Origin of the sequence: Streptomyces sp. NPDC021562, from assembly GCF_040640875.1 — a bacterium.
In the GTDB taxonomy this organism is placed as follows: domain Bacteria; phylum Actinomycetota; class Actinomycetes; order Streptomycetales; family Streptomycetaceae; genus Streptomyces.
On sequence record NZ_JBFACN010000018.1, the window covers coordinates 72,618 to 94,004 of the forward strand.

At 72.7% G+C, this 21,387-nt stretch carries 18 protein-coding genes; 11 read left to right on the forward strand and 7 right to left on the reverse strand.

The features are described from left to right. Positions 1 to 51: 51 nt before the first annotated feature. From AB0G52_RS26810 to AB0G52_RS26820, 3 genes are all read right to left on the reverse strand, one after another. Entirely contained in the window at positions 52 to 2,100 is a 2,049-nt protein-coding gene (locus tag AB0G52_RS26810) for a phosphocholine-specific phospholipase C (protein ID WP_361339354.1), read from the reverse strand. Between the two features lie 202 nt (positions 2,101 to 2,302). Continuing rightward, positions 2,303 to 2,758, reverse strand: a complete 456-nt coding sequence (locus tag AB0G52_RS26815) for a hypothetical protein (RefSeq protein ID WP_132887230.1) — start codon at positions 2,756 to 2,758, stop codon at positions 2,303 to 2,305. A gap of 87 nt (positions 2,759 to 2,845) precedes the next feature. Beyond that, positions 2,846 to 3,781 (reverse strand): hypothetical protein, encoded by a 936-nt coding sequence (locus tag AB0G52_RS26820; protein WP_361339358.1) that lies wholly within the window; start codon positions 3,779 to 3,781, stop codon positions 2,846 to 2,848. A gap of 400 nt (positions 3,782 to 4,181) precedes the next feature. Here AB0G52_RS26820 and AB0G52_RS26825 point away from each other — a divergent pair, with 400 nt between their 5' ends. The 4 genes from AB0G52_RS26825 to AB0G52_RS26840 all read left to right on the forward strand — a co-directional run bounded on the left by AB0G52_RS26825 (position 4,182) and on the right by AB0G52_RS26840 (position 9,861). Next, positions 4,182 to 7,232, forward strand: coding sequence for an AfsR/SARP family transcriptional regulator (locus AB0G52_RS26825; protein ID WP_132887228.1), 3,051 nt, complete (start codon positions 4,182 to 4,184; stop codon positions 7,230 to 7,232). 85 nt (positions 7,233 to 7,317) lie between these two features. Continuing rightward, complete coding sequence (locus AB0G52_RS26830; protein WP_132887227.1) at positions 7,318 to 7,983, forward strand: M15 family metallopeptidase; 666 nt, start codon at positions 7,318 to 7,320, stop codon at positions 7,981 to 7,983. 128 nt (positions 7,984 to 8,111) lie between these two features. Continuing rightward, positions 8,112 to 8,594, forward strand: a complete 483-nt coding sequence (locus AB0G52_RS26835; RefSeq protein WP_132887670.1) for an RNA polymerase sigma factor — start codon at positions 8,112 to 8,114, stop codon at positions 8,592 to 8,594. A 97-nt stretch (positions 8,595 to 8,691) separates the two neighbouring features. Further along, positions 8,692 to 9,861, forward strand: coding sequence for an NlpC/P60 family protein (locus AB0G52_RS26840; protein ID WP_361339363.1), 1,170 nt, complete (start codon positions 8,692 to 8,694; stop codon positions 9,859 to 9,861). A 35-nt stretch (positions 9,862 to 9,896) separates the two neighbouring features. On the opposite strand, the gene AB0G52_RS26845 is transcribed toward AB0G52_RS26840, so the two are convergent. After that, on the reverse strand, positions 9,897 to 10,475 hold the full coding sequence (locus tag AB0G52_RS26845) for a PadR family transcriptional regulator (RefSeq protein WP_132887225.1): 579 nt from the start codon (positions 10,473 to 10,475) through the stop codon (positions 9,897 to 9,899). A 55-nt stretch (positions 10,476 to 10,530) separates the two neighbouring features. Between AB0G52_RS26845 and AB0G52_RS26850 the strand changes: the two genes are divergently transcribed. Then, positions 10,531 to 10,926: a nuclear transport factor 2 family protein gene (locus AB0G52_RS26850; protein WP_132887224.1), complete on the forward strand. Its 396-nt coding sequence runs from the start codon at positions 10,531 to 10,533 to the stop codon at positions 10,924 to 10,926. A 30-nt stretch (positions 10,927 to 10,956) separates the two neighbouring features. Here the strand turns inward: AB0G52_RS26850 and AB0G52_RS26855 are convergent, their stop codons facing one another. Further along, entirely contained in the window at positions 10,957 to 11,544 is a 588-nt protein-coding gene (locus AB0G52_RS26855) for a DNA starvation/stationary phase protection protein (RefSeq protein WP_361339367.1), read from the reverse strand. A gap of 257 nt (positions 11,545 to 11,801) precedes the next feature. On the opposite strand from AB0G52_RS26855, the gene AB0G52_RS26860 reads away from it, so the two are divergent. Further along, positions 11,802 to 13,544 (forward strand): pyruvate dehydrogenase, encoded by a 1,743-nt coding sequence (locus AB0G52_RS26860; protein ID WP_361339369.1) that lies wholly within the window; start codon positions 11,802 to 11,804, stop codon positions 13,542 to 13,544. A gap of 18 nt (positions 13,545 to 13,562) precedes the next feature. Here AB0G52_RS26860 and AB0G52_RS26865 read toward each other — a convergent pair whose 3' ends face one another. Then, the gene (locus tag AB0G52_RS26865; protein WP_361339372.1) at positions 13,563 to 15,170 is read right to left on the reverse strand and encodes an MFS transporter; all 1,608 of its coding nucleotides are present in this window, start codon (positions 15,168 to 15,170) and stop codon (positions 13,563 to 13,565) included. Next, a complete protein-coding gene (locus AB0G52_RS26870; RefSeq protein WP_361339376.1) occupies positions 15,167 to 15,907 on the reverse strand; it encodes a YoaK family protein in 741 nt (246 codons plus the stop codon). Before AB0G52_RS26870 ends, AB0G52_RS26865 begins: the two co-directional genes overlap by 4 nt. A 341-nt stretch (positions 15,908 to 16,248) precedes the next feature. Between AB0G52_RS26870 and AB0G52_RS26875 the strand changes: the two genes are divergently transcribed. The 5 genes from AB0G52_RS26875 to AB0G52_RS26895 are packed head-to-tail and all read left to right on the forward strand — an operon-like array spanning position 16,249 to position 21,294. Continuing rightward, positions 16,249 to 17,250, forward strand: coding sequence for a fumarylacetoacetate hydrolase family protein (locus tag AB0G52_RS26875; RefSeq protein ID WP_361339379.1), 1,002 nt, complete (start codon positions 16,249 to 16,251; stop codon positions 17,248 to 17,250). Then, complete coding sequence (locus AB0G52_RS26880) at positions 17,247 to 18,203, forward strand: cyclase family protein (RefSeq protein ID WP_132887206.1); 957 nt, start codon at positions 17,247 to 17,249, stop codon at positions 18,201 to 18,203. The genes AB0G52_RS26875 and AB0G52_RS26880 overlap by 4 nt, the downstream gene beginning before the upstream one ends. Before the next feature lie 24 nt (positions 18,204 to 18,227). After that, entirely contained in the window at positions 18,228 to 19,358 is a 1,131-nt protein-coding gene (locus AB0G52_RS26885) for an FAD-dependent oxidoreductase (protein WP_361339382.1), read from the forward strand. Then, the gene (locus AB0G52_RS26890) at positions 19,355 to 20,356 is read left to right on the forward strand and encodes an amidohydrolase family protein (protein ID WP_132887204.1); all 1,002 of its coding nucleotides are present in this window, start codon (positions 19,355 to 19,357) and stop codon (positions 20,354 to 20,356) included. The genes AB0G52_RS26885 and AB0G52_RS26890 overlap by 4 nt, the downstream gene beginning before the upstream one ends. Positions 20,357 to 20,361: 5 nt before the next feature. Next, the gene (locus AB0G52_RS26895) at positions 20,362 to 21,294 is read left to right on the forward strand and encodes a VOC family protein (RefSeq protein WP_361339385.1); all 933 of its coding nucleotides are present in this window, start codon (positions 20,362 to 20,364) and stop codon (positions 21,292 to 21,294) included. The last annotated feature ends 93 nt before the right edge of the window (positions 21,295 to 21,387 follow it).

Genomic DNA, 21,387 nt, shown 5'->3' on the forward strand with positions numbered 1-21,387 from the left:
CCGACGCCCGTCACCTTCCACGGACGTCGGCCGTATCCGGCTCACCCCCGGTCACTCCGTGATGATCGCGGGGTCGCTCACACCAGGCTTCCCGTTCTCGACGTGTCCGGCGAAGCGCCGCAGGAACGTCCGGTCGGCGTCGGAGGTGACGGTCACGTCGTACCAGCGGTGGCTGTGCGCGAGGCCCACGACGTGCCGCACGGTCGCCCCCGCGCGCACCGTGACCGTGCACGGCCTGCCCCCGTACCCGTCGGTCAGCGTCAGCCGTACGGTCCCGGACCCCTTGTTGGTGAGGGTCAGCTCGATGTCGTCGCCGTGCGGCCGCGCGGTCACCTCGGGACCCGCCACCTTCCCCGGCCCACGGAAGCTGCGCAGGAAGCCGTTCGGGCCGTGCACGGTCAGGTCGTACGAGCCGCCCGAGTACGCCGAGTTCCAGGTGTCGGAGACGGACTTGCCGGCCTCGGTGGTGTAGCTCCAGGGCCCGTCGGCACGGTTGTCGGAGGTGACCAGGAAGGCGGCGCCGGCGTCGGCGCCCGACGCGAAGGTGAGCGTGAACTTCCCGGCCGCCGCGTCCAGCGCGCCGTCCACCACCGGGGCGTACCTGAGCGGCCGGGTGGGCCGCGAACCGCGCTCCTGCCTGGGCAGCGAGGGGGTGGCGGGCGGGGTGGGCACGTAGTCGGGGTGACGGTTGCCGTCCGGCGGCCGGTAGCCGTCGGTGGCCGGCAGCGTGACCGGCTTGGTGTCCTTGCGGGAGAAGTCGAACGCGGCGGTCAGGTCGCCGGTGATCGCGCGCCGCCAGGGCGAGATGTTCGGCTCGTGGACGCCGTACCGGGCCTCCATGAACCGGATGATCGAGGTGTGGTCGAGCGTCTCGGAGCAGACAAACCCGCCCTTGCTCCACGGGGAGACGACGAGCATCGGGACGCGCTGGCCGAGGCCGTAGGCGCCGGCGGCGTGGCTCGCGTCGCCCTTGAAGAGGTCCAGGGCCGGGTCGACGGTGGACTTGCCCTGGGCGGCGGAGGCCGGCGGGAAGGGCGGGATCAGGTGGTCGAAGAAGCCGTCGTTCTCGTCGTACGTGATGAACACGGCCGTTTTCGCCCACACCTCGGGGTCCGCGGTGAGCGCGTCGAGGACCTGGGAGACGTACCAGGCGCCGTAGTTGGCGGGCCAGTTGGGGTGCTCGGTGAACGCCTCGGGCGCGACCACCCAGGAGATCTGCGGCAGCCGGCCGGCCTTGACGTCGGCCTTGAGCAGGTCGAAGAAGCCTTCGCCCTTGGTGGCGTCGGTGCCGGTGCGGGCCTTGTCGTACAGCGGGTCGCCGGGCTGGGCGTTCTGGTACTGCTTGAAGTAGAGCAGCGAGTTGTCGCCGTAGTTGCCCCGGTAGGCGTCCTGGATCCAGCCCCAGCCGCCCTTCGCGTCCAGGCCGTCGCCGACGTCCTGGTAGATCTTCCAGGAGACGCCCGCCTTCTCCAGGCGCTCGGGGTACGTGGTCCAGCTGTAGCCGGCCTCGTCGTTGCCGAGGACCGGGCCGCCGCCCTGCCCGTCGTTGCCCGTGTGACCCGTCCACATGTAGTAGCGGTTGGGGTCGGTCGAGCCCATGAACGAGCAGTGGTAGGCGTCGCAGACGGTGAACGCGTCGGCGAGCGCGTAGTGGAACGGTATGTCGTCCCGGTTCAGGTACGCCATGGTCGTGGAGCCCTTGGCCGGCACCCACTTGTCGTACTTACCGTTGTCGACCGCGGTGTGCGTGTCGCTCCAGCCGTGCGGGAGGTCCTGGATGAAGGCCAGGCCCAGGTCGTCGGCGTCCGGGTGGAACGGCAGGATGTCCTTGGTGCCGTTCGACTGGTGCCACACCGACCTGCCGTTCTGGGTGACCGGACGCGGGTCGCCGAAGCCGCGGACACCTCTGAGGGTGCCGAAGTAGTGGTCGAACGAACGGTTCTCCTGCATCAGGACGACGATGTGCTCGACATCCTGGATCGACCCGGTGCGATGGTTCGCGGGCAGCGCGGCGGCCCGCTGGATGCTGCTGGACAGCGCGGTGAACGCCGCGGTGGCGCCCGCGAGTTGAAGGAATCGGCGCCGATTTGGTTCGGTCATGGGTGGGCGACCTCTCATCCTGACGTACGGGACGGCCGGAACAGGGCGGATGTGTGCGGGTGCGAGTGTTCCAAGGGCAGCGAACGTCAGGGAAGGGTCCGGTGGCGCGGATGTGAAGGTCGGCGGTACGTGGGGTGGGGAACGGGTAAGACGTCGGAACCGGTCCCGGCCGGGGACGGCCGGGACCGGTTCCGACGCGGGGTCAGCTGATGAAGGAGCCCGCGGCGCAGGCGCTCTCCGTCACCCACTGGTGGGACATGATGTTGTCGTTCATGGAGTTGCCGTCGGTGAAGTGGTCCCGGGTGAGGTCGTCCACGTAGAGCTCGCCCGGCTTCAGGCAGCCGTAGCCGCCCGAGTAGTTGGCGTAGTAGTAGAAGGCCACGACGTCCTTGCCGCCGACGTAACCGCTGTTCATCACGGAGGAGGCGACGTTGCCGACGTTCTGGAAACCGCCGGCGTTGTCGGCCCAGCTGGCGTCGTTGCCCGCGCTGACGCCGAGCAGGCCGCCCGCGCAGTCCCAGTCCCGCCAGGCACGCACGTTGCCGTCGCGGCCCGGCCAGGCCGCGTTGCAGCCGGCGGAGGCCTGCGCGTTCACCGGGAGGGCGAAGCCGACGGCCGCGACGGCCAGGGTGGTGAGGGCGAGGGTCATTTTGCGCATGATGGATCCTGTTCTGCCTCGTCGGAGGCGGTCGGTGCCGGAGGGGGCCGCGGCGGACGCCGCGGAGTCATGGGGTGGCGGCAGGGCTCAGGTGCGGGCGGGCACGATCCGTTCGGCGCGCTCCAGCGCCTTCAGGCGCACCTGCCGGTAGGCCTCCAGCCGGGCGCCGTACTCGCCGTCCAGCTGGGCCAGGTAGTGGGCCTCGCGGTCCTGGCCCACGGACCTGAGGGAGACCTCGCGGGCGCAGGTGGCGTCGGCGACCGCGATCCGGGTCTCGGCGGCGAAGCTCCTCGCCTCCTCGGCCCGGGTCTGGACCGCGGGGTGCTGCCGGGTGGCCTGCCGGGCCGCGTCGGGGTCCCGGTAGGGAAGGCCGGCCCGCTTCATGCAGGCCGACCACGCGTGCACGGCGGCGGTGAACCGCCGGTCGCGCAGCAACTTGCCGACGTACAGCGGGCGCAGGTTGCTCGCCGTGGTGTCGAGCCGGAACCAGGTCCCCGGATCGCCGTACAGCTTCCGCTCCGCCTCGCCGTCGCAGCCGCCGGTCTGCTTGCTCACCCTGCCTCCGCCGGGGACCTCGGTGCGCAACAGCTCGGCCGTGCGGCCGCCGTCGAGCGCGGTGTCGTACGCGGCCCTGCGGGCGGCGCCGAGGCCCTTGCGGTAGGCGAGGTTGGGGTTGCGCAGCCGGGCGCGGTCCTCCTCGGCGGTGATCCGGCTGCCGTATCCGTAGGTACGGGCCCAGCGCACGTCGTCCTGGACGTAGCCGAGCGGCCTGCTCTCGGCCAGGCTCAGGGGGCGGTCCGTCCAGTAGCGGAAGCCGTGGCCGGCCATGCACCGGGCGACCAGGCGCTGTTCGGCGTCCGAGATGCGCAGGTCCTCGGCGTAGGTGAGGTCGCGGGTGCGGTGCCCGGCGGCCGGGGCCGAGCCGTCGCCGGACCCCCCGGCGCAGCCGGTGAGGACGAGCGCGGCCAGGGCCGCGACGGCACTCAGCCGCGCGGCGCTTCGGCGAGAGGCGGTGCGCTTCATCGGGCGACTCCCTGGGGCGTACGGCGGAGCGGTCGGTGCTTACGAGCCGTGGACGCCGCAGGACCGGCGTTCGTATGACCTGCGGTCGCGGGCAATTTCCGGCGCTGCGGATTTCGTGGCGGATCCGCGAGCGCGGTCATACGAGGCCCGGCCGCCGCCGGTCTCCCGTACAGGGGCTGCTATGGCCACGCACAGAATCCAGCCAACTGCGACAGGAGGGCGGAAAGCTCCCACGGCACCGACGGACCCCGGTCCCGTTCGGCACACCGGGCGTCGCGCCGGTTCCCCCCGCTCGATCCGACGGGCGGGTTCCGGACACGGCGGCCCGGATTCCGGCCTGCCCTGACGGCGGCCGCCGATATCGTTGTCGGCATCCGCTGGGAGCGGCGATCGGGGATCGATGTTCGAAGTACGTCTGCTCGGGCCGGTGGAGGTCTGGGAGGGCGGCCGGCGGGTCCCGCTCGGCGGCTCCAGGCCCCTTGCCGTCCTCGCCTCGCTCGTCGTGCACCTGGGCGAGGTCGTCTCCACCGAGCGCCTGGTGGACCTCGTCTGGGACGAGGACGCCCCGGCCACCGCGGGCGCCCTGGTCGCCACCCATGTCTCCGCCGTGCGCCGCGCCCTGGCCCGGGTGGACGCGGCCGAGGTGATCCGCACCCGGCCCCCCGGCTACCTCGCCGACCTCGAACCCGCCCAGGTCGACGCCCGCCGCTTCGAGGAACTCCTCGCGGCGGGGCGGTCCGCGGGGCGAACCGAGGAGGCGGCCGCACTGCTGGCGGAGGCGCTCGGGCTGTGGCGGGGCCGGGAGGCGCTGGAGGGGCTCGGCCAGTCGTTCGCGCGCATCGAGTCGGCCCGGCTCGCCGAACTGCGGCTGGTGGCCGAGGAGGAGTCCTTCGGGCTGGCGCTCGACCTGGGCCGGGCGGACGCCGCGATCGCGCCGCTGCTCAGCCATGTGGCCGCGCATCCGCTGCGGGAGCGGCCGCGCGGCCAGCTGATGACCGCCCTGTTCCGCACCGGCCGCGTCTCCGACGCCCTGCGCGTCTTCCAGGAGGGCCGTACGGTCCTGCGCGAGGAGCTCGGCATCGACCCGGGGCCGGAGCTGCGGGCGGTGCACCAGGCCGTCCTGACCCATGACACCGGTGTGCTGGGGAGCGGACGCCCGGCGCCGGTACCGGTACCCGCCCCGAGAAGCGGGCGGTCCCGTCCGGCGCCCTCCCATCTGCCGCCCGACATCGCCGACTTCGTGGGCCGGGCGGACCAGGTGAAGTGGGCGACGGAGCTGCTGCGCGGCGTCGGCGACAGCGGCCGGACCGCCCCGCCGATCGGGGTGATCTCCGGGCGCTCCGGCATGGGGAAGACGGCCCTCGCCGTGCACGTCGGCCACCGCACCGCCGAACTCTTCCCGGACGGGCGGCTGTTCGTGGACCTGCGGGCCGCCGACACCACCCCGCTGGAGCCCGCCGACGCGCTCGCCCGGCTGCTGCGCGCGATGGGCGTCGAACCGGACACCCTGCCCTCCGGCGTCGAGGAGCTGACCGGCCTGTACCGCACCCACATCGGGCACCGGCGGGTCCTGATCGTCCTGGACAACGCCTCCGGTGAGGCCCATGTCCGGCCGCTGCTGCCGCCGGGGCCCGGCTCGGCGGTGCTGGTCACCAGCCGCCGCAGGCTGGTGGCCCTGGAGGGCGCCGCCCATCTGGACCTCGCGGTGCCCGACGAGGCCGAGGCACTCGAACTGCTGCGCCGGGTGGCCGGCGAGGCACGGACGGGGACCGAACCGGAGCGGGCCGCCGAGATCGTCGCCCTGTGCGGGCGGCTGCCGCTCGCGGTCCGCATCGCCGGCGCCCGGCTCGCCGCCCGCCCGCACTGGGCGCCGGGCCGGCTCGCCGGACGGCTGCGCGACGAGCGCCGCCGCCTCAACGAACTCAGCGCGGGCGACCTGGAGTTGCGCACCAGCTTGCAGCTCGGCTACGCCGACCTCGATCCGCAGGAGCGGCGGGCCCTGCGCCGGCTGGCACTGCTGGAACTGCCCGACTTCGCGGCCTGGATCGCCGCCCCGCTGCTCGACATAGGGACCGAGGACGCCGAGGAGGCCGTCGAGCGGCTGGTGGACTGCCACTTCATCGACGTCATCGGCGTGGACGGCACCGGCCTGCCCCGCTACCGCATCCACGATCTCGCCCGCGAACACGCCCGTGAGCGCTGTCTGTCCGAGGAACGCGCCGAGGACCGCGCGGCGGCGGTCCTGCGGCTGGCCGCCAGCTGGCTGGACCTGGCCCGCAAGGCCGCCGCCCGGGGCCCCGGCGGAGCGGTCCGGTACTTCCCCGAACCGGCCGCGGTGCGCCCCCTCGAACCGGAGACCGAGGAGTCGCTGCTCGCCCGGCCCGCGGCCTGGTTCGCCGCCGAGCAGGCCGGTCTGCTGGCCGCCGTCACGCACTGCGCCGAGCACGGCATGGCGCGCGCCGCCCGGGATCTCGCGGGGGCGCTGATCGCGAGTTCGGCCGCGCTGTACAACCAGTTCGACGCCTGGTCCCGCGCCCACACGGCGGCCATGGCGGCGGTGCGGCGCGGCGGCGACGCCGAGGGCGAGGCCTGGCTGCTCGTCGGCCTCGGCCAACTCCGCTACGAGCAGGACAGGTTCGAGGACGCCTACGCCTACTTCGCCGACGCACTGCGGCTGTTCGAGGTCCATGCGCCGGGGGGCTGTGCGGTGGCGCTCGCCGGGATGGGCACCGCCCGCCGCGAACAGGCCCGCTACCCGGAGGCACTGGAGCTGCTGGAGGCCGCGCTTCAGCGGTACGGCGACACGGCGGACGCCGGGTCCCGGGCCCGGGTGCTGTACGGCATCGGTTACGTGCACCGCGAGCAGGGCCGGGGCGGACCGGCCCGGCAGGCGCTGTCCAGGGCCCTCGACCTGTACCGGGCCGCCGCCGACCGGCACGGCGAGGCACTCACGCTGCGGTCGCTGGCGCTGTGCGACCGGGCCGAGGGACGGTACCCGGAGGCCGAACGGCTGCTGCACGACGCGCTGCGCGTCTTCACCGGGCTCCAGGACACCTTCGGCGTGATGTACACCGAACAGGCGCTGGCGAAGGTCGAGTTGCGGACGGGGCGCACCGAGGAGGCGGGGCGGCGGCTGGCGCGCTGCCTGGCGGTGGCCCGGGAGCGGCAGGACCGGTTCGGCGAGGCGCTGGTGCTGCGCACGCTCGGGGAGCTGCGGCTGGCCGACGGCGACACCGCGGGCGCCCGTGAACCGCTGGAGCACGCGGCCGCGCTGTGGGCGGAGTTGGGGCTGCCGCTGTGGCGGGCGCGCACGATGTGGGACCTGGCCCGGGTGTGGTCGGCGGACGGTGACACCGAGGCCGCGCGCGGGGCCCGCGCCGAGGCGCTGGAGGTGTTCCGTTCGCTGGGCGGACGGGAGGCCGGGGAACGGCAAGGCGACCTGCCGGCGTAGCCTCGCACGGACTGCAGAAGTCCTGGTGGTGCGCTTGCAGGGAACCTGCAGAGCATTTGCAGGGGCCGCGGGCACGCTGTTTCTCGTGACGGACATCATCACGCTCTCCGACTCCCGGGTCGCCGAGGTCACCGTGCAGGAGTGCGGTGAACCACTGGTCGATCTGCGCGACACCCCCGGCCTGCGGCTCGACCGCCGCCAGGCCGACGCCGACGGCAGTTACGCGCACCTGCGCCTCTCGGTGCTGCGACGGCTGCTGCGGGCGCAGTCGCTGCTGCCGGACGGGATCCGGTTCCTGGTGGTCGAGGGCTACCGGCCGCCGGGCTTGCAGCGCCGGTACTTCGAGGAGTACGCGGCGACCCTGCGGGCGGCCCGTCCCGACGCCGGTCCGGCCCTGATCCGCGAGCTGGCCAGCGCCTACATCTCGCCGCCCGAGGTGGCCCCGCACGTCAGCGGGGGCGCCGTGGACCTGACCCTGTGCACCGCGGACGGCACCGAGCTGCCGCTGGGCACGGAGGTCAACGCCACACCGGAGGAGAGCGCGGGGGCCTGCCGTACCGGGGCGGCGAACATCGGTGTCCGGGCCCGCGCCCACCGGGCGTCGATGGACCGGGCGCTGACCGCGGCCGGCTTCGTCAACTACCCCACCGAGTGGTGGCACTGGTCCTACGGCGACCGGTACTGGGCGCTGCTGACCGGGGCGCCGGCCGCCCGGTACGGCCCCGCCACCGCACCCGTGCGGCCCGCCTGACCCGCGGTCCGCCGCCTGTTCCGCACCCACGACCAGCACCGCACCATCCGACCGACCGACGGGGGACGACCATGGAAAGCCACGGCGGCACGTGTACCCGGGAGCCACGCGAGAGCGTGCGCGAGCACATGAGCCCTGGGGACTTCGACGCCTCCTTCACCGCCGACATGCCCCGGCTGCGCAGACGCCTGATCGCGCTGACCGGCAACCCGCACGACGCCGACGACCTGCTGCAGGAGACGTATCTGCGGCTGTCCCGGCGGGCCAGGGCCCGGAGCCTGACGCCCCAGCAGCATCCGTACGCCTACACCTGCACGGTCGCGCTGAACCTGCTGCGCGACTCCTGGCTGCACCCCTCCCGCCGTGAGCGCACCACCGACCGGCTGCCCGAGGCGGGCTGGGACGGCGGGCTCGGCACGTACGAGGCCTCGGCCACCGCGCTCGCGCTGCTGAGCATGCTCTCGCCGAAGGAGGCGGCCGCGGTGATCCTCGTCGACCTGGAGGGGCTCACGCACGACACGGCCGGGGAACGGCTCGGCGCCCATCGCGGCACGGTCCAGCGCAACCGGATGCGGGCGCTGGCCAAGATGCGCGCGGCGCTGGCCGGTTGAGTTCCGGGTGCCGCGTCCCGACGGGGGTGGGACGCGGCGCCCGGTCAGTTCGTCCGACCCCCGCACCCCGACTGGATGTCGACAAAGGATGTGCATCTTGAGGCTCACCACACCCGGCAGGGCGGTCGTCGTCGCGGCGGCTCTCGCGACGGTTCCGCTGCTGTCCGTCACCGCCCACGCCGCCACCGCCCACACCGCCACCCACGCCGTCACCGCCCCGCGTGCCGCCCAGGACGCCACCTGCGGTGTGCTGGCCTCCGGCGCCTCCGCCACCGCCGAGGCCGCCGTCGCGGCGGCCTGCTCACAGATCGGTGTCTGGTACAGCTGGGGCGGCGGCCACGGCGCCACGCCCGGTGCCACGTACGGCTACTACGACGGCTCCGACCCGGACAGCCTGCACGACAACGAACGCAAGGGCTTCGACTGCTCGGGCCTGATGCGGTACGCCTACTACCGGGCCACCGGCAGGGACCTGCTCAACGGCACGGCCGACGACCAATACCACAGCCCGCAGGCCGCGGCCCGGTTCTCGGCGGCCCAGGGCACGGCTCCCCTGGTCCCCGGTGACCTGATGTTCTGGGGCAGCGGCTACATGCACCACGTCGCCATGTACCTGGGCGCCGGACAGATGGTGGAGGCGTACGAATCGGGTACGCACATCCGGGTGACGGCGGTGCGCACCGGCGGCGACTACGCGGGCGCCGTCCGCATCAACCCGTCCGGCACTCCGGTGCCACCGCCGGCCGACGGCGGTTCGACCTTCCAGACCTGGGGCACCGGGGTGCGCACGCACTCCACGCCGAGCGTGCGGTCCTCGGTCGTGGACACCTTCGCGGGTCCGACCCAGGTCTCGGTGCAGTGCCAGGAGCACGCGGAGACGGTGACCGCCGAGGGGTACACCAACGACATCTGGTCGAAGCTGGCCGACGGTTCCTGGCTGACCAACATCTACATCAAGGGCCCGGCGGAGCTGCCCGGCATCCCGGACTGCGGCGGTGACACCCCGCCGCCGCCGAGCGGGGGCAGCACGGCGTTCCAGACCTGGGGCACCGGGGTGCGCACGCACGACGAGCCCAACGTGAACGCCGGTGTCGTCGACTACTTCGCGCAGCCGACCACCGTGAACGTGGTCTGCCAGGAGCACGCGCAGACGGTCACGGCCGACGGCTACACCAACGACGCCTGGTCCAAGCTGACCAACGGCGCGTGGCTGACCAACATCTACATCAAGGGCCCGGCGTGGCTGCCGGGCGTGGCCACCTGCTGACCCGAGGTCGGCGGACGGGGCACCCGTCCGCCGACCTATTCAATTTGTTGCTTATCGGCACCGGCCCGTTGCGCCAGTCGCCGCAGCGTCAGGTCCCCCCACTGGAGGTTCTCCCGCTCGAAGGCCATCCCGCGCAGCAGGGTGAGGTACGGGCCGACCCGTCCCGCCTCGGCGAAGAACGCCTCCTCCGAGCGCCCCGCGAGCAGGCGCTGCCGGATCCGTTCGTAGCGGGCCAGTTTGGCGGTGGCCCATGCCATCCGCTCGGCGACGGCGGCCCGGACCGCCTCCAGGTCGCCGGCGTCCGCGCACTGCACCTTGACCAGCAGTTCGTCGCGGACCGCGGTGGGCCGGGCGAGGGGCTCGGCCGTGTAGGCGCGGATCGCCTCGCGGCCGGCCGCCGTCAGCGCGAAGAGCCGTTTGGCGGGCCTGCGTTCCTGCTCCACGACACGTGCGCTGACCAGTCCCTCCGCCTCCATCCGCTCCAGTTCGCGGTAGAGCTGCTGGGGTGTCGCCGTCCAGAAGTTGGCGACCGTCGCGTCGAAACCCTTCGCGAGGTCGTATCCGGAGGCCTCGCCCTCCAGGAGGGCCGCCATCACCGCGTTCCGCAGAGCCATGGGGGCACGCTAGCATGCGGAGATACTCAACTTTTTGACTAGGTGAGGTGGACCCATGCATCCCTTCCGCGAGGCCGTCGAGAACGGCGACATGGACGCGGTGGCCGCGCTGCTGGCCGACGACGTCGTCTTCACCAGCCCGGTCGCCTTCAAGCCGTATCCCGGCAAGGCGATCACCGCGGCCATCCTGCGCGCGGTGTCCCAGGTGTTCGAGGACTTCACCTACGTCCGGGAGATCGCCGACCCCGGCGGCCGCGACCACGCCTTCGTGTTCACGGCGACGGTGGCCGGCCGGAAGCTCCAGGGCTGCGACTTCCTGCACTTCGACGAGGAGGGGAAGATAGACGACTTCACGGTGATGGTGCGTCCGCTGTCGGCCGCCCAGGCGCTCTCCGAGGCGATGGGCGCCAGGTTCGGACAGATCGCCGAGGAGGCCGCCGCCGGACGGTGACCGGGGCGTGGGTGACTCGCGAGGGTTCCCTCAGGCGCGGACCAGAGGAGTGTCGACCAGGTGCTCCGCCAGGAACCAGGCCTGCAGCTCCCCGGTGCGGATCACCTGCGAGACCAGCAGGTCGTTGGTGCCGTCGTCGCCCGTCTCGGCGGCCCGGGCGGCCGCGTCGTGGGCGTCGACCAGGATCGTCTCGTGGGCCTCCAGGAGCCGGGAGAGCATCGCCGGGACCTCCTCGACACCGTCCGGCGGACGCGGGATCGACGTGATCTCGGCGACGTGCCGCGGGTCGCCCACCGCGACCCCGCCCAGGGTCTGGACCCGCTCCGCGACCGTGTCCACGAGGGCCAGCTGGTCGTCCGCGTGCTTGTCCAGCAGCAGGTGCAGCTGGTAGAAGGTCGCGCCGCGCAGCAGCCAGTGGTGCTTCTTGTAGAGACCGTAGAGGATCTGAGTGTCCGCCAGGACCCGGTTGAGGCGCTGGCAGGAGTACATGCGCGCCTCGTACGAGAGGCCGAGGGGGAACTGCTTGACGGTCCCGAACTCCTGGATGACCTCACCCTTCTGGTGCAGCCACGGCTGACTGTGCTGCAGGGCTTTCCCGGGCTCGGAGCTGGTGGTCATGGTGCGCCTCCTGGCGGATGTCCGATGCGGCTGGTTCGCAAGTGACGCTAGTCGCGGCGGCGGCGGAGGCGTTGCCCCGCAGTGCCCGGTCCGGCACCCCAGAGCGCACCCGGTTCACTCCGGGACCGGCCACCGTGCAGGCGTGCGCTGCCGGAAGCGATCCGGTGCGCTGGTGGTCAAGTCCGGTTCGAACCGGGCCGTTACCTTGACCGGCGGCACGGCGGCCCCCGCCGTTCCGCCGAAGGCGAAGGAGTGGCATGGCCAGGCAGACCATCGCGGAGCAGTACGTCGACCTCATGGCGCGCGCCGGCGTGCGCCGTATGTACGGAGTGGTCGGGGACAGCCTGAACCCGGTCGTCGACGCGGTCAGACGGCATGACGCCGTGGAGTGGGTCCAGGTCCGCCACGAGGAGGTCGCGGCGTTCGCGGCCGGCGCGGAGGCCCAGCTCACCGGCCGCCTCGCCGCCTGCGCCGGCTCCTGCGGCCCGGGCAACCTGCACTTGATCAACGGTCTGTACGACGCCCACCGCTCCATGGCGCCGGTGCTGGCGCTGGCCGCTCAGATACCCAGCGGGCAGATCGGCACCGGCTACTTCCAGGAGACCCACCCCGACCGCCTGTTCGCCGAGTGCAGCCACTACTCGGAGCTGATCTCCTCGCCGCACCAGATGCCGCGCGTGGTGCAGACGGCGATCCAGCACGCCGTCGGCCGCCGCGGGGTCTCGGTCGTGGCCCTCTCCGGGGACACCGCCGCCGAGGACACCCCGGACACGGCCCCCGAGCTCACCCTGCCTCTGGACCTGCCCGCCATCCGCCCGGGCGACCGGGAACTCGCCCGCCTGACCGAACTCGTGGACGCCGCCGAGCGCGTGATGGTGTTCTGCGGCCGGGGCGTCGCCGGTGCCCACGCCGAGGTGATGGCCTTCGCCGAGAAGGTCAAGGCACCGGTCGGGCACGCGCTGCGCGGCAAGGAGCACATCCAGTACGACAACCCGTACGACGTCGGCATGAGCGGACTGCTCGGCTACGGGGCCGCGTACGAGGCCATGCACGAGGCCGACCTGCTGCTGCTCCTCGGCACGGACTTCCCGTACAGCGAGTTCCTGCCCCGCCATGTGCGCACGGTACAGGTCGACGTCCAGCCCGAGCGGCTCGGCCGACGCACCCAGCTCGACCTCGCCGTGTGGGGCGACGTGGGCGAGACCCTGCGATGCCTGACGCCCGCCGTGCGGGAGAAGCCGTCGCGCCGGTTCCTCGACCGCATGCTGGAGCGGCACGCGCACGCCCTCGAAGGCGCCCTGCACGCCTACACGCGCGACGTCGGGAACCAGACCCCGATCCACCCCGAGTACGTGGCCGCGGTACTGGACGAAGAGGCGGCGGACGACGCCGTGTTCACCGTGGACACCGGCATGTGCTGTGTGTGGGCGGCGCGTTATCTGACGCCGAACGGCCGCCGGCGCATCCTCGGCTCGTTCGTGCACGGCTCGATGGCCAACGCGCTGCCGCAGGCGATCGGCGCCCAGTTCCTGGACCGCGGCCGGCAGGTCGTCTCGCTCTCCGGCGACGGCGGATTCTCCATGCTGATGGGCGACTTCCTCACTCTCGTGCAGTACGGCCTGCCCGTGAAGGTCGTCGTCTTCAACAACTCCTCCCTCGGCATGGTCGACCTGGAGATGCTGGTCGACGGCCTGCCCCCGCACGCCACGAGCTACCCGCACACCGACTACGCGGCCATCGCCACGGCGGCCGGAGCGCGGGGGATCCGGGTCGAGAAGCCCGCCGACGTGCGCGGCGCGCTGCGCGAGGCCTTCGCCCATGACGGGCCCGCGCTGGTCGACGTCGTCACCGACCCCGCCGCCCTGGCCGTCCCGCCGAAGATCACCGCCGAGCAGATCAGCGGGTTCGCGCTCGCCGCGGGCCGGACGGTGCTGAGCGGCGGAGTCGGCCGCATGGTCCACCTGGCGCGGGCCAACCTCCGCAACATTCCCCGCCCTTGAGAGTCCGGACCGGAAGGCTCAGGGCGGCACCGCCGGTCCGCCCGAGGCGTCGAAGGCGTGCGTCACCTCGGGCGCGGTGCCCGGGGTGAGCAGTGCGCGGGCCTCCTCCTCGAACCGGCGGTCGGTGGCCGTGAGCCGCACATGGTGCTGGGCCTCGTGCTCCGCCCAGGAGGACACCAGGTAGTTCTCGACGAACCGCTCCGGGTCGTGACCGTCCTGGTAGAGGCCCCAGGACAGGGCTCCGGTACGGCGCCGGGAGCGCGCCACCCGGTGCATGCGGTCGGTGAACTCGGCCTGCCGGTCCGCCGGGACGCGGTACACGACGGAGACCAGGACCGGGCCGTCGGCCTCCCCGGGTTCGAACACCAGGGGAGGCGCGGGCCAGTGGTCCGACGGCGTGGGGTTGATGCCCTCGGCGTCCCGCAGCGGCCAGCGTCGTACGCTGGCCGCGCTCAGCAGCATCACGCCGCCGGCGATCAGCAGACAGGCGCTCAGCCCGAGCCAGTCGGCCACCGCGCCCCACAGGGGCGCGGCCAGCGCCTGACCACCCTGGAAGACCAGCAGGTAGACGGCCAGTCCGCGGGCTCTGACCCAGCCGGGGAGCCGGGTCTGCACGGCCGCGTTGAGCGTGGCGAGCACGGCGATCCAGGCGAGGCCCGCGGGCAGCAGGGCGAGCGCCGCCAGCCACGGCACATGGACCGTGGCCAGCACCGCGAGCACCCCCGCGAACACCAGGGCGCCGACGACGAGGGTGCCGTTGGCGCTGAGCAGGCGACGGACGCGGGGCAGCAGGAAGGCGCCGCCGACCGCGCCGACGCCCACCGCCGCGAGAAGCAGTCCGTAGCCGTTCGAGCCGAGGCCGAGGGAGCGGCTCGCGGTCAGGGGCAGCAGGGCCCACAGGGCGGCGGCGCCGGGGATGAACAGGAGCGTGCGCAGCAGGATCCGGCGGACGCCGCCCGCGTTCCAGACGTAGCGGCGGCCGGCGTACAGGGCGGCCAGCAGACCTTCATGCCCGGCGGGCGGGGCGGCCGCCGCGGCGGGGCGCCGCCACAGCAGCAGGACGGCCGCGATGCCCAGGTAGGACGCAGCGTTGAAGGCGAAGACCCAGCCCGCGCCCGCCGCCGCGACCACAGCCCCGCCGAGGGCGGGTCCGACGGCACGGGCCAGGTTCACGTTCACGGCGCCCAGCGCAGCCGCCTGACCGAGCCGTTCCCGCTCCACCAGCTCGGGCTGGACGGCCTGCCATGCCGGGCCCATCAGCGCGGTGCCGCAGCCCAGCAGGAAGGTCAGGAGCAGCAGGGCCGTCGGCGACAGCGCGTCCAGGAACGCGAGCACGGCCAGCGCCCCGGACACCGCGAGCATCGCGAACTGGGCCGTCACCAGCACCGCACGCCGGTCGAACCGGTCGGCGACCACCCCGGAGGGCAGTGCGAGGAGGACGACGGGCAACCCGGACGCCGTCTGCACCAGCGTCACCAGTGCGGCACTGTGACCGACGAGCAGCCACTGGGCGCCCACGGTCTGCATCCAGCTGCCGATGTTGGAGACCAGCTGGGCGATCCACAGTGCCCGGAAGACACGTGCCGCGAGCGGCGCCCACGGCGAGTCGGTGGCGGCGTCGCTCATGCCGCCCCCGATCCGGTCCAGGCGGGGTCGCCGTCGGCCAGTCGGTGCGTCGCCAGGGAGGTGACGAGCAGGAGCAGCAGGGCCAGGCCCAGGGTGAGCACCAGGTGGCCGTGGAGCAGGAGTTCGGCCCCGGCGAAGGCGCCGAGCAGCATGGCGAGCACGGACAGGATCCGGCGACCGGGCCGGGGCGCGGCGCCGCCCGCCGGGGTGGAGTCCGCGGCCAGGCCCGTCAGGGTCAGCGTGAGCACGGTCGTGGTCATGTCGGGGACACCGAGGCGCCGGGCGACCGCGTTCTGCAGGCCCAGAGCGAACCCGAGCGTCACGACCAGGGTGTACTGCACCTCCGTGCCGACCCGGCCGTCGGTGACCGCGGTGACGGCCACCGCGGCGGCGACCAGCACGGTCTCCACGGCCGTCGCCGTCTTCAGCAGATTCCCGCGGTGCGTGGCGAACCGGGTGCCGAGCCGCCCCCCGGCCAGCGCCCCGACGAGGAACGCGGCCAGGGCGACGACGGAGGCGAGCGCGGACAGGTTCGCGGCGCCCGCCAGCGCGAAGCCGAGGAACACCACGTTGCCGGTCATGTTGGCGACGAAGACATGCCCGAGGGACAGATAACTCACCGCGTCGACCAGCCCGGTGACCACCGTCAGCGTCAGCAGCAGGGGAGGCAGCGGGCCGTGGCGGTCGTCCTTGGGCGGTACCAGTGTGTGGAGCGCGTCAGTCAGCAGTTTGCGCATGGTGCGCTCCTTCCGATGCGGCAGGGGGGCGGTTCGGGTCTCCGGTGTGGATCCTCGCGTTGCGGACGACGGGTTCTGCGGTCCGTGTTCGCCGTCGAAACAGAGGCGGACCGCGACCGCCGAGCCGTCACGCTAGGTCCGGTCCCGGCCGCCGTGTGTCCCGTGCGCGCACTCGCACCTGCCCCGCAGCGCACCGCCGTGCCCGCCCCGCACTTCGTGCCGCAGGCAGTCCCAGGAGACTCGCACGGAAGATAAACGCGGTGGATGCCGATCATCCACAGAATCGATTTCCCTGATCACATGATGCGGGTCCAGATTGGTCCCACCGCAATCAGGAGGACATGTCCGTGAAACCCGAACCCGCGTCCGCGCTTTTCGCCGGACCGTTCGCACTCGCCACCCTCTCGACCCGGAACGGTCCGGAATTCCCCGCCCTGGTCACCCCCGACGGCCAGGTCCTCGATCTGCGGGACGCCTTCGGCGACGACCGGCTGACCATGCTGGACGTACTGGACGACTGGGACACGGCCCTGCCGCGGCTGCGCGCCCTCGCCTCCGACACCGGCCTGACCCGTACGGCCGTCGAGGACCACCGCGTGCACGCGCCGGTGACACCTCGCCAGGTGTTCCAGTCGGGCGCGAACTACCGCCAGCACGTGATCGACCTGCACGTGGCCCACCGCGCCCCGGGTGACGACCGGCCGGAGAGCGAACGGCGCGCGGAGGCCGCCGAGATCATGGACCGGCGGGCTGCCGAGGACCTGCCGTACGTCTTCACCGGCCTGCCCACCTCGATCACCGGCCCGTACGACGACGTCGTCCTGCCCGGGTGGGCCGCGCAGCCCGACTGGGAACTGGAGCTGGCGGTCGTCATCGGCAAGCCCACCCACCGGGTGCCGGTGGAGGACGCGTCCGAGTACATCGCCGGCTACACGATCGCCAACGACCTGACCGACCGTGCCACCGTGTTCCGCCGGGACATGCCGCAGATCGGCACCGACTGGCTGCGCAGCAAGAACGCGCCCGGTTTCACCCCGCTCGGCCCGTGGCTGGTTCCGGCCGAGTCGATCGCGAACCCCGACGACCTGCGCGTCACGCTCAAGCTGAACGGCGACACCATGCAGGACGAGTCCACCAAGGACATGATCTTCAAGGTCGCGCGGATGGTGGCGTACGTCTCCCAGACCGCACGTCTGCTCCCCGGCGACCTGGTGCTGACCGGCAGCCCGGCCGGCAACGGCATGCACTGGAGGCGGCTGCTGCGCGACGGCGACGTCATGGAGGGCTCGGTCACCGGCCTCGGACTCCAGCGCACCCGCTGTGTCGCGGAGCGCGCCGTATGAACCGCCAGGACCCCGAGGGCTCGATCGCCGAGGCCGCCAAGGCCTGCTCCAACTGGGGCCGTTGGGGCGAGGACGACAGGCTCGGCACCCTGAACTTCCTCACGGAGGACAAGCGCCGCGAGGGCGCGGCCCTGGTCCGACGCGGTGTCAGCTTCTCGCTGTCGCAGTCCTTCGACATGAACGGCCCCCAGAAGGGCTGGCGGCGCCGCACCAACCCGGTCCACACCATGCTGGACACCGGCACCGACGCGGCCCTCGGCGCCCAGGGGTTCCCGCACGGGATCGGCGGCGCCGACGACGTCATCGCGATGCCGCTCCAGTGTTCCACCCAGTGGGACGGGCTCGGCCACATCTTCGACCACGGCAGGGCGTGGAACGGCCGCCCGGCCGAGAAGGTCGTCACCTCCGACGGCGACCTCGTCACCGGCATCGAGCACATGGCCCCGCACGTCGCGGGCCGCGGCGTGCTGCTGGACGTCGGCCGGGTGATCGGCACCGACGGGGAGCTGCCGGACGGCTTCGCGATCACCGAGGACCATCTGACGGCGACGGCCGAGGCGCACCGGGTGACCGTCGGACGCGGTGACATCGTGCTGGTCCGCACCGGGCAGCTGGCCCGCGTACGGCGCGAAGGCTGGGGCGACTACGCCGGCGGCAGCGCGCCGGGCCTGTCGTTCACGACCGCCGGCTGGCTGCACTCCAGCGAGATCGCCGCGATCGCCACCGACACCTGGGGCTTCGAGGTCCGCCCCAACGAGTTCGACGACGCCTTCCAGCCCCTGCACCAGGTCGCCATCCCGAACATCGGCCTGCTGATCGGCGAGATGTGGGACCTGGAGGCTCTGGCCGAGGACTGTGCCCGCGACGGCGCGTACGCGTTCTGGCTCACCGCCGCACCCCTGCCCATCACCGGAGCGGTCGGCTCCCCCGTCAACCCGATCGCAGTCAAGTGACGCCCGGAACGAAGGAGTTCCCCTATGAACGATCCCCGCACGGTCCTGGTGATCGGCGGTGGCGCCGCAGGCAACGCCGCGACGATCCTGCTGCGTCGCGCCGGCTTCACGGTGGACCTGGTCGAGGCCAAGGACGACTGGAACGCCACCGCCGGCTCCGGCATCACCCTCCAGGGCAACGCCCTGCGCGTCCTGCGTGAACTCGGCGTCTGGGACCAGGTCGACGCGTCCGGCTTCGCTTTCGGCTCCGTCGGCATCACCGCTCCCGACGGCACCGTCCTGCACGTCGCCCATGACCTGCGCACCGGCGGCGACGATCTGCCCGCCACCCTCGGCATACAGCGCCCCCGGCTCCAGCGGATCCTGATCGACGCCGTCCGGGCCAGTGGCGCCACCGTGCGACTCGGCACGACCTGCCAGATCCTCGGCCAGGACACGGACGGCGTCTCGATACGGTTCTCCGACGGCGGCGAGGGCCGCTACGACCTGGTCGTCGCGGCCGACGGCCTCGCCTCGTCGACCCGCGCGGCGATCGGCATCGGCGACAAGCCCGAGCCGACCGGCATGGCCATCTGGCGCATCGCCGCCCCGCGCCCGGCCGGAGTGACCCGCACCGACCTCGCCTACGGCGGCCCCGCCTACATCGCCGGCTACTGCCCGACCAGCGACACCACCCTGTACGCGTACGTCGTCGAGGCGAACCGCGATCGCGCCGCCGTCCCGCCCGAGACGTACGCCGACGAGATGCGGCGCCTCGCCTCCGCCTACGGGGGGCACTGGCCGGAGATCACCGAGCACATCACCGAACCGGCGAGGATCAACTACACCTGGTTCGACCGGCTGCTGGTGGAGGGCGCCTGGCACCGCGGCCGGGTGGTCCTGATCGGCGACGCCGCGCACTGCTGCCCGCCCACGCTCGCGCAGGGCGCGGCCATGTCCCTGGAGGACGCGTGGGTGCTCACCCGGATGCTGACCGCGTCGGGGACCTGGGACGACGCGCTCTTCCAGGCGTACCACGAGCGGCGCATGGCGCGCGTCCGACCGGTCGTGGAGGCGTCCGTGCAGCTCGGGCAGTGGCAGCTCGACGGCGTCCGTGACGCCGATGTCCCCGGCCTGATGGGCCGCATGATGACGATGCTGCGGGAGCTGCCGTGACCCTGGTTCCCACCGTGGACGTCCACGCCCACGTCCTGCTGCCGGAGGTCGAGGCCCTGGTGGGTGACCTGCCGGGCCTGGCGGAGGCCAAGGCGCTGGACGCCCGACGCAACGGTCCGGCGGCACTCGCCGTCAGCGGGCCCATGGTGCGCGAGCGCATCCCGAAACTGACCGACCCCGCCGTACGGCTGGCTGCGATGGACGCCCAGGGCGTGGACGTGCAACTGGTCAGCCCCTCCCCGTCGCACTACCACTACTGGACGGACGAGGAGACCGCGGAGAAGGTGTACCGGCTCGCCAACGAGGCGACGGCGGCCCACTGTTCCGTCGCGCCCGGCCGGTTGCGCGGGCTGGGCCTCGTACCGTTGCAGCACCCGGGACAGGCCGTGCGAGCTCTCGAACACGCTTTGCAACAGGGCCTGTTGGGAGTCGAGATCTCCAGCCACGCACCGGGCCGGGAACTCTCCGACCCGGCGTACGAGCCCTTCTGGAGCGGGGCCGAGGAGACGGGGGCGATCGTCTTCCTGCACCCCTTCGGCTGCACGCTCGACGAACGGCTCGACCGCTGGTACCTGTCCAACACCGTCGGCCAGCCGGTGGAGAACGCCGTCGCGCTCTCCCACCTGATCTTCTCCGGTGTCCTGGACCGTCATCCGGGCCTGCGGCTGATCGCGGCCCACGGCGGTGGTTACCTGCCCACCCACATCGGCCGCTCCGACCACGCCTGGCAGGCTCGCTCCGACGCCCGAGCCGGCTGCGCCCATCGGCCCAGCAGCTATCTCAGGCGTCTGTACTTCGACTCCCTGGTGCACGACCCGCACGTGCTGCGGGAGCTGGTCCGCGCCGTCGGGCCCGACCGGGTGCTGCTCGGCTCCGACTTCCCCTTCGACATGGGCACGGACGACCCGCTGGCCGCCCTGCGCGCGGCGGGCCTGTCCGACACCGACTTCCACGCAGTACGCGGCGGCAACGCGGCCGCCCTCCTCCGGAAGGACTGACCGACATGCGTCTGCTCACCCACCTCCGGCACGTCGACCTCGCCGTGCCCGACTACGACAAGCAGCTCGACTTCTACGCCGGCGTCTGGGGCCTGACCAAGGTCGCCGAGGACTCCGGCATCTCCTTCCTCGCCGCCGAGGGCTCACCGGAGCAGTACGTCGTACGGCTGCGCAAGGCCGCGGAGAAGCGCCTCGACCTGGTCTCCTACGGGGCCGCGTCCGCCTCCGACGTGGACACCCTCGCCCAGCGGCTGCTCGCCGGCGGCGTACAGCTCGTCTCCCAGCCGGGCAAGGTCGACACTCCGGGCGGTGGCTACGGCTTCCGCTTCTTCGACATCGACGGCCGTACCATCGAGGTCTCCGCCGACGTCGAGGTCCGCCGACACCGCAAGATCGAGGAGAGGGAAGCGATCCCGGTCAAGCTGTCGCACGTCGTCCTCAACTCCCCCGACCTGGACCGCACCCGGCAGTGGTACGAGGAGCACCTGGGGTTCCGGCTCTCCGACACGCTCAACTCCCCGCACATGGGGGACGTCATGCACTTCATGCGGATCAGCAACCAGCACCACTCCATGGCGCTGGCCAAGGGCCCGCACACCGCGCTGCACCACATCTCCTTCGAGATGCGCGGCATCGACGAGTACATGCGCGGCTCCGGCCGGGTCATCCGTGCCGGGCACCGGAAGATCTGGGGCCCGGGCCGGCACATGGCGGGCGACAACACCTTCACCTACTTCCTCGACCCGCACGGCAACACCGTCGAGTACACGACCGAGCTGGAACTCCTCGACGAGGACACCTGGCACCCGCACGTCTACGACTTCTCCCAGCCCGAGGTCACCGACCAGTGGGGCACGGCGAACCCGATGAACGAACTGGTCGCCAAGGAGTCGTTCAACGACGTCGACCGTGGCGTCTTCGTCGCCCCGCCGGTCTGATCCCGTCCCCGCTCCCGGGGGCGCGGCCGGCCCTGTCATCCGCCCTGACCCAGTCCCGCCGCGCCCGCGGGCCCAGCCTGCCCGGAGCCGCAC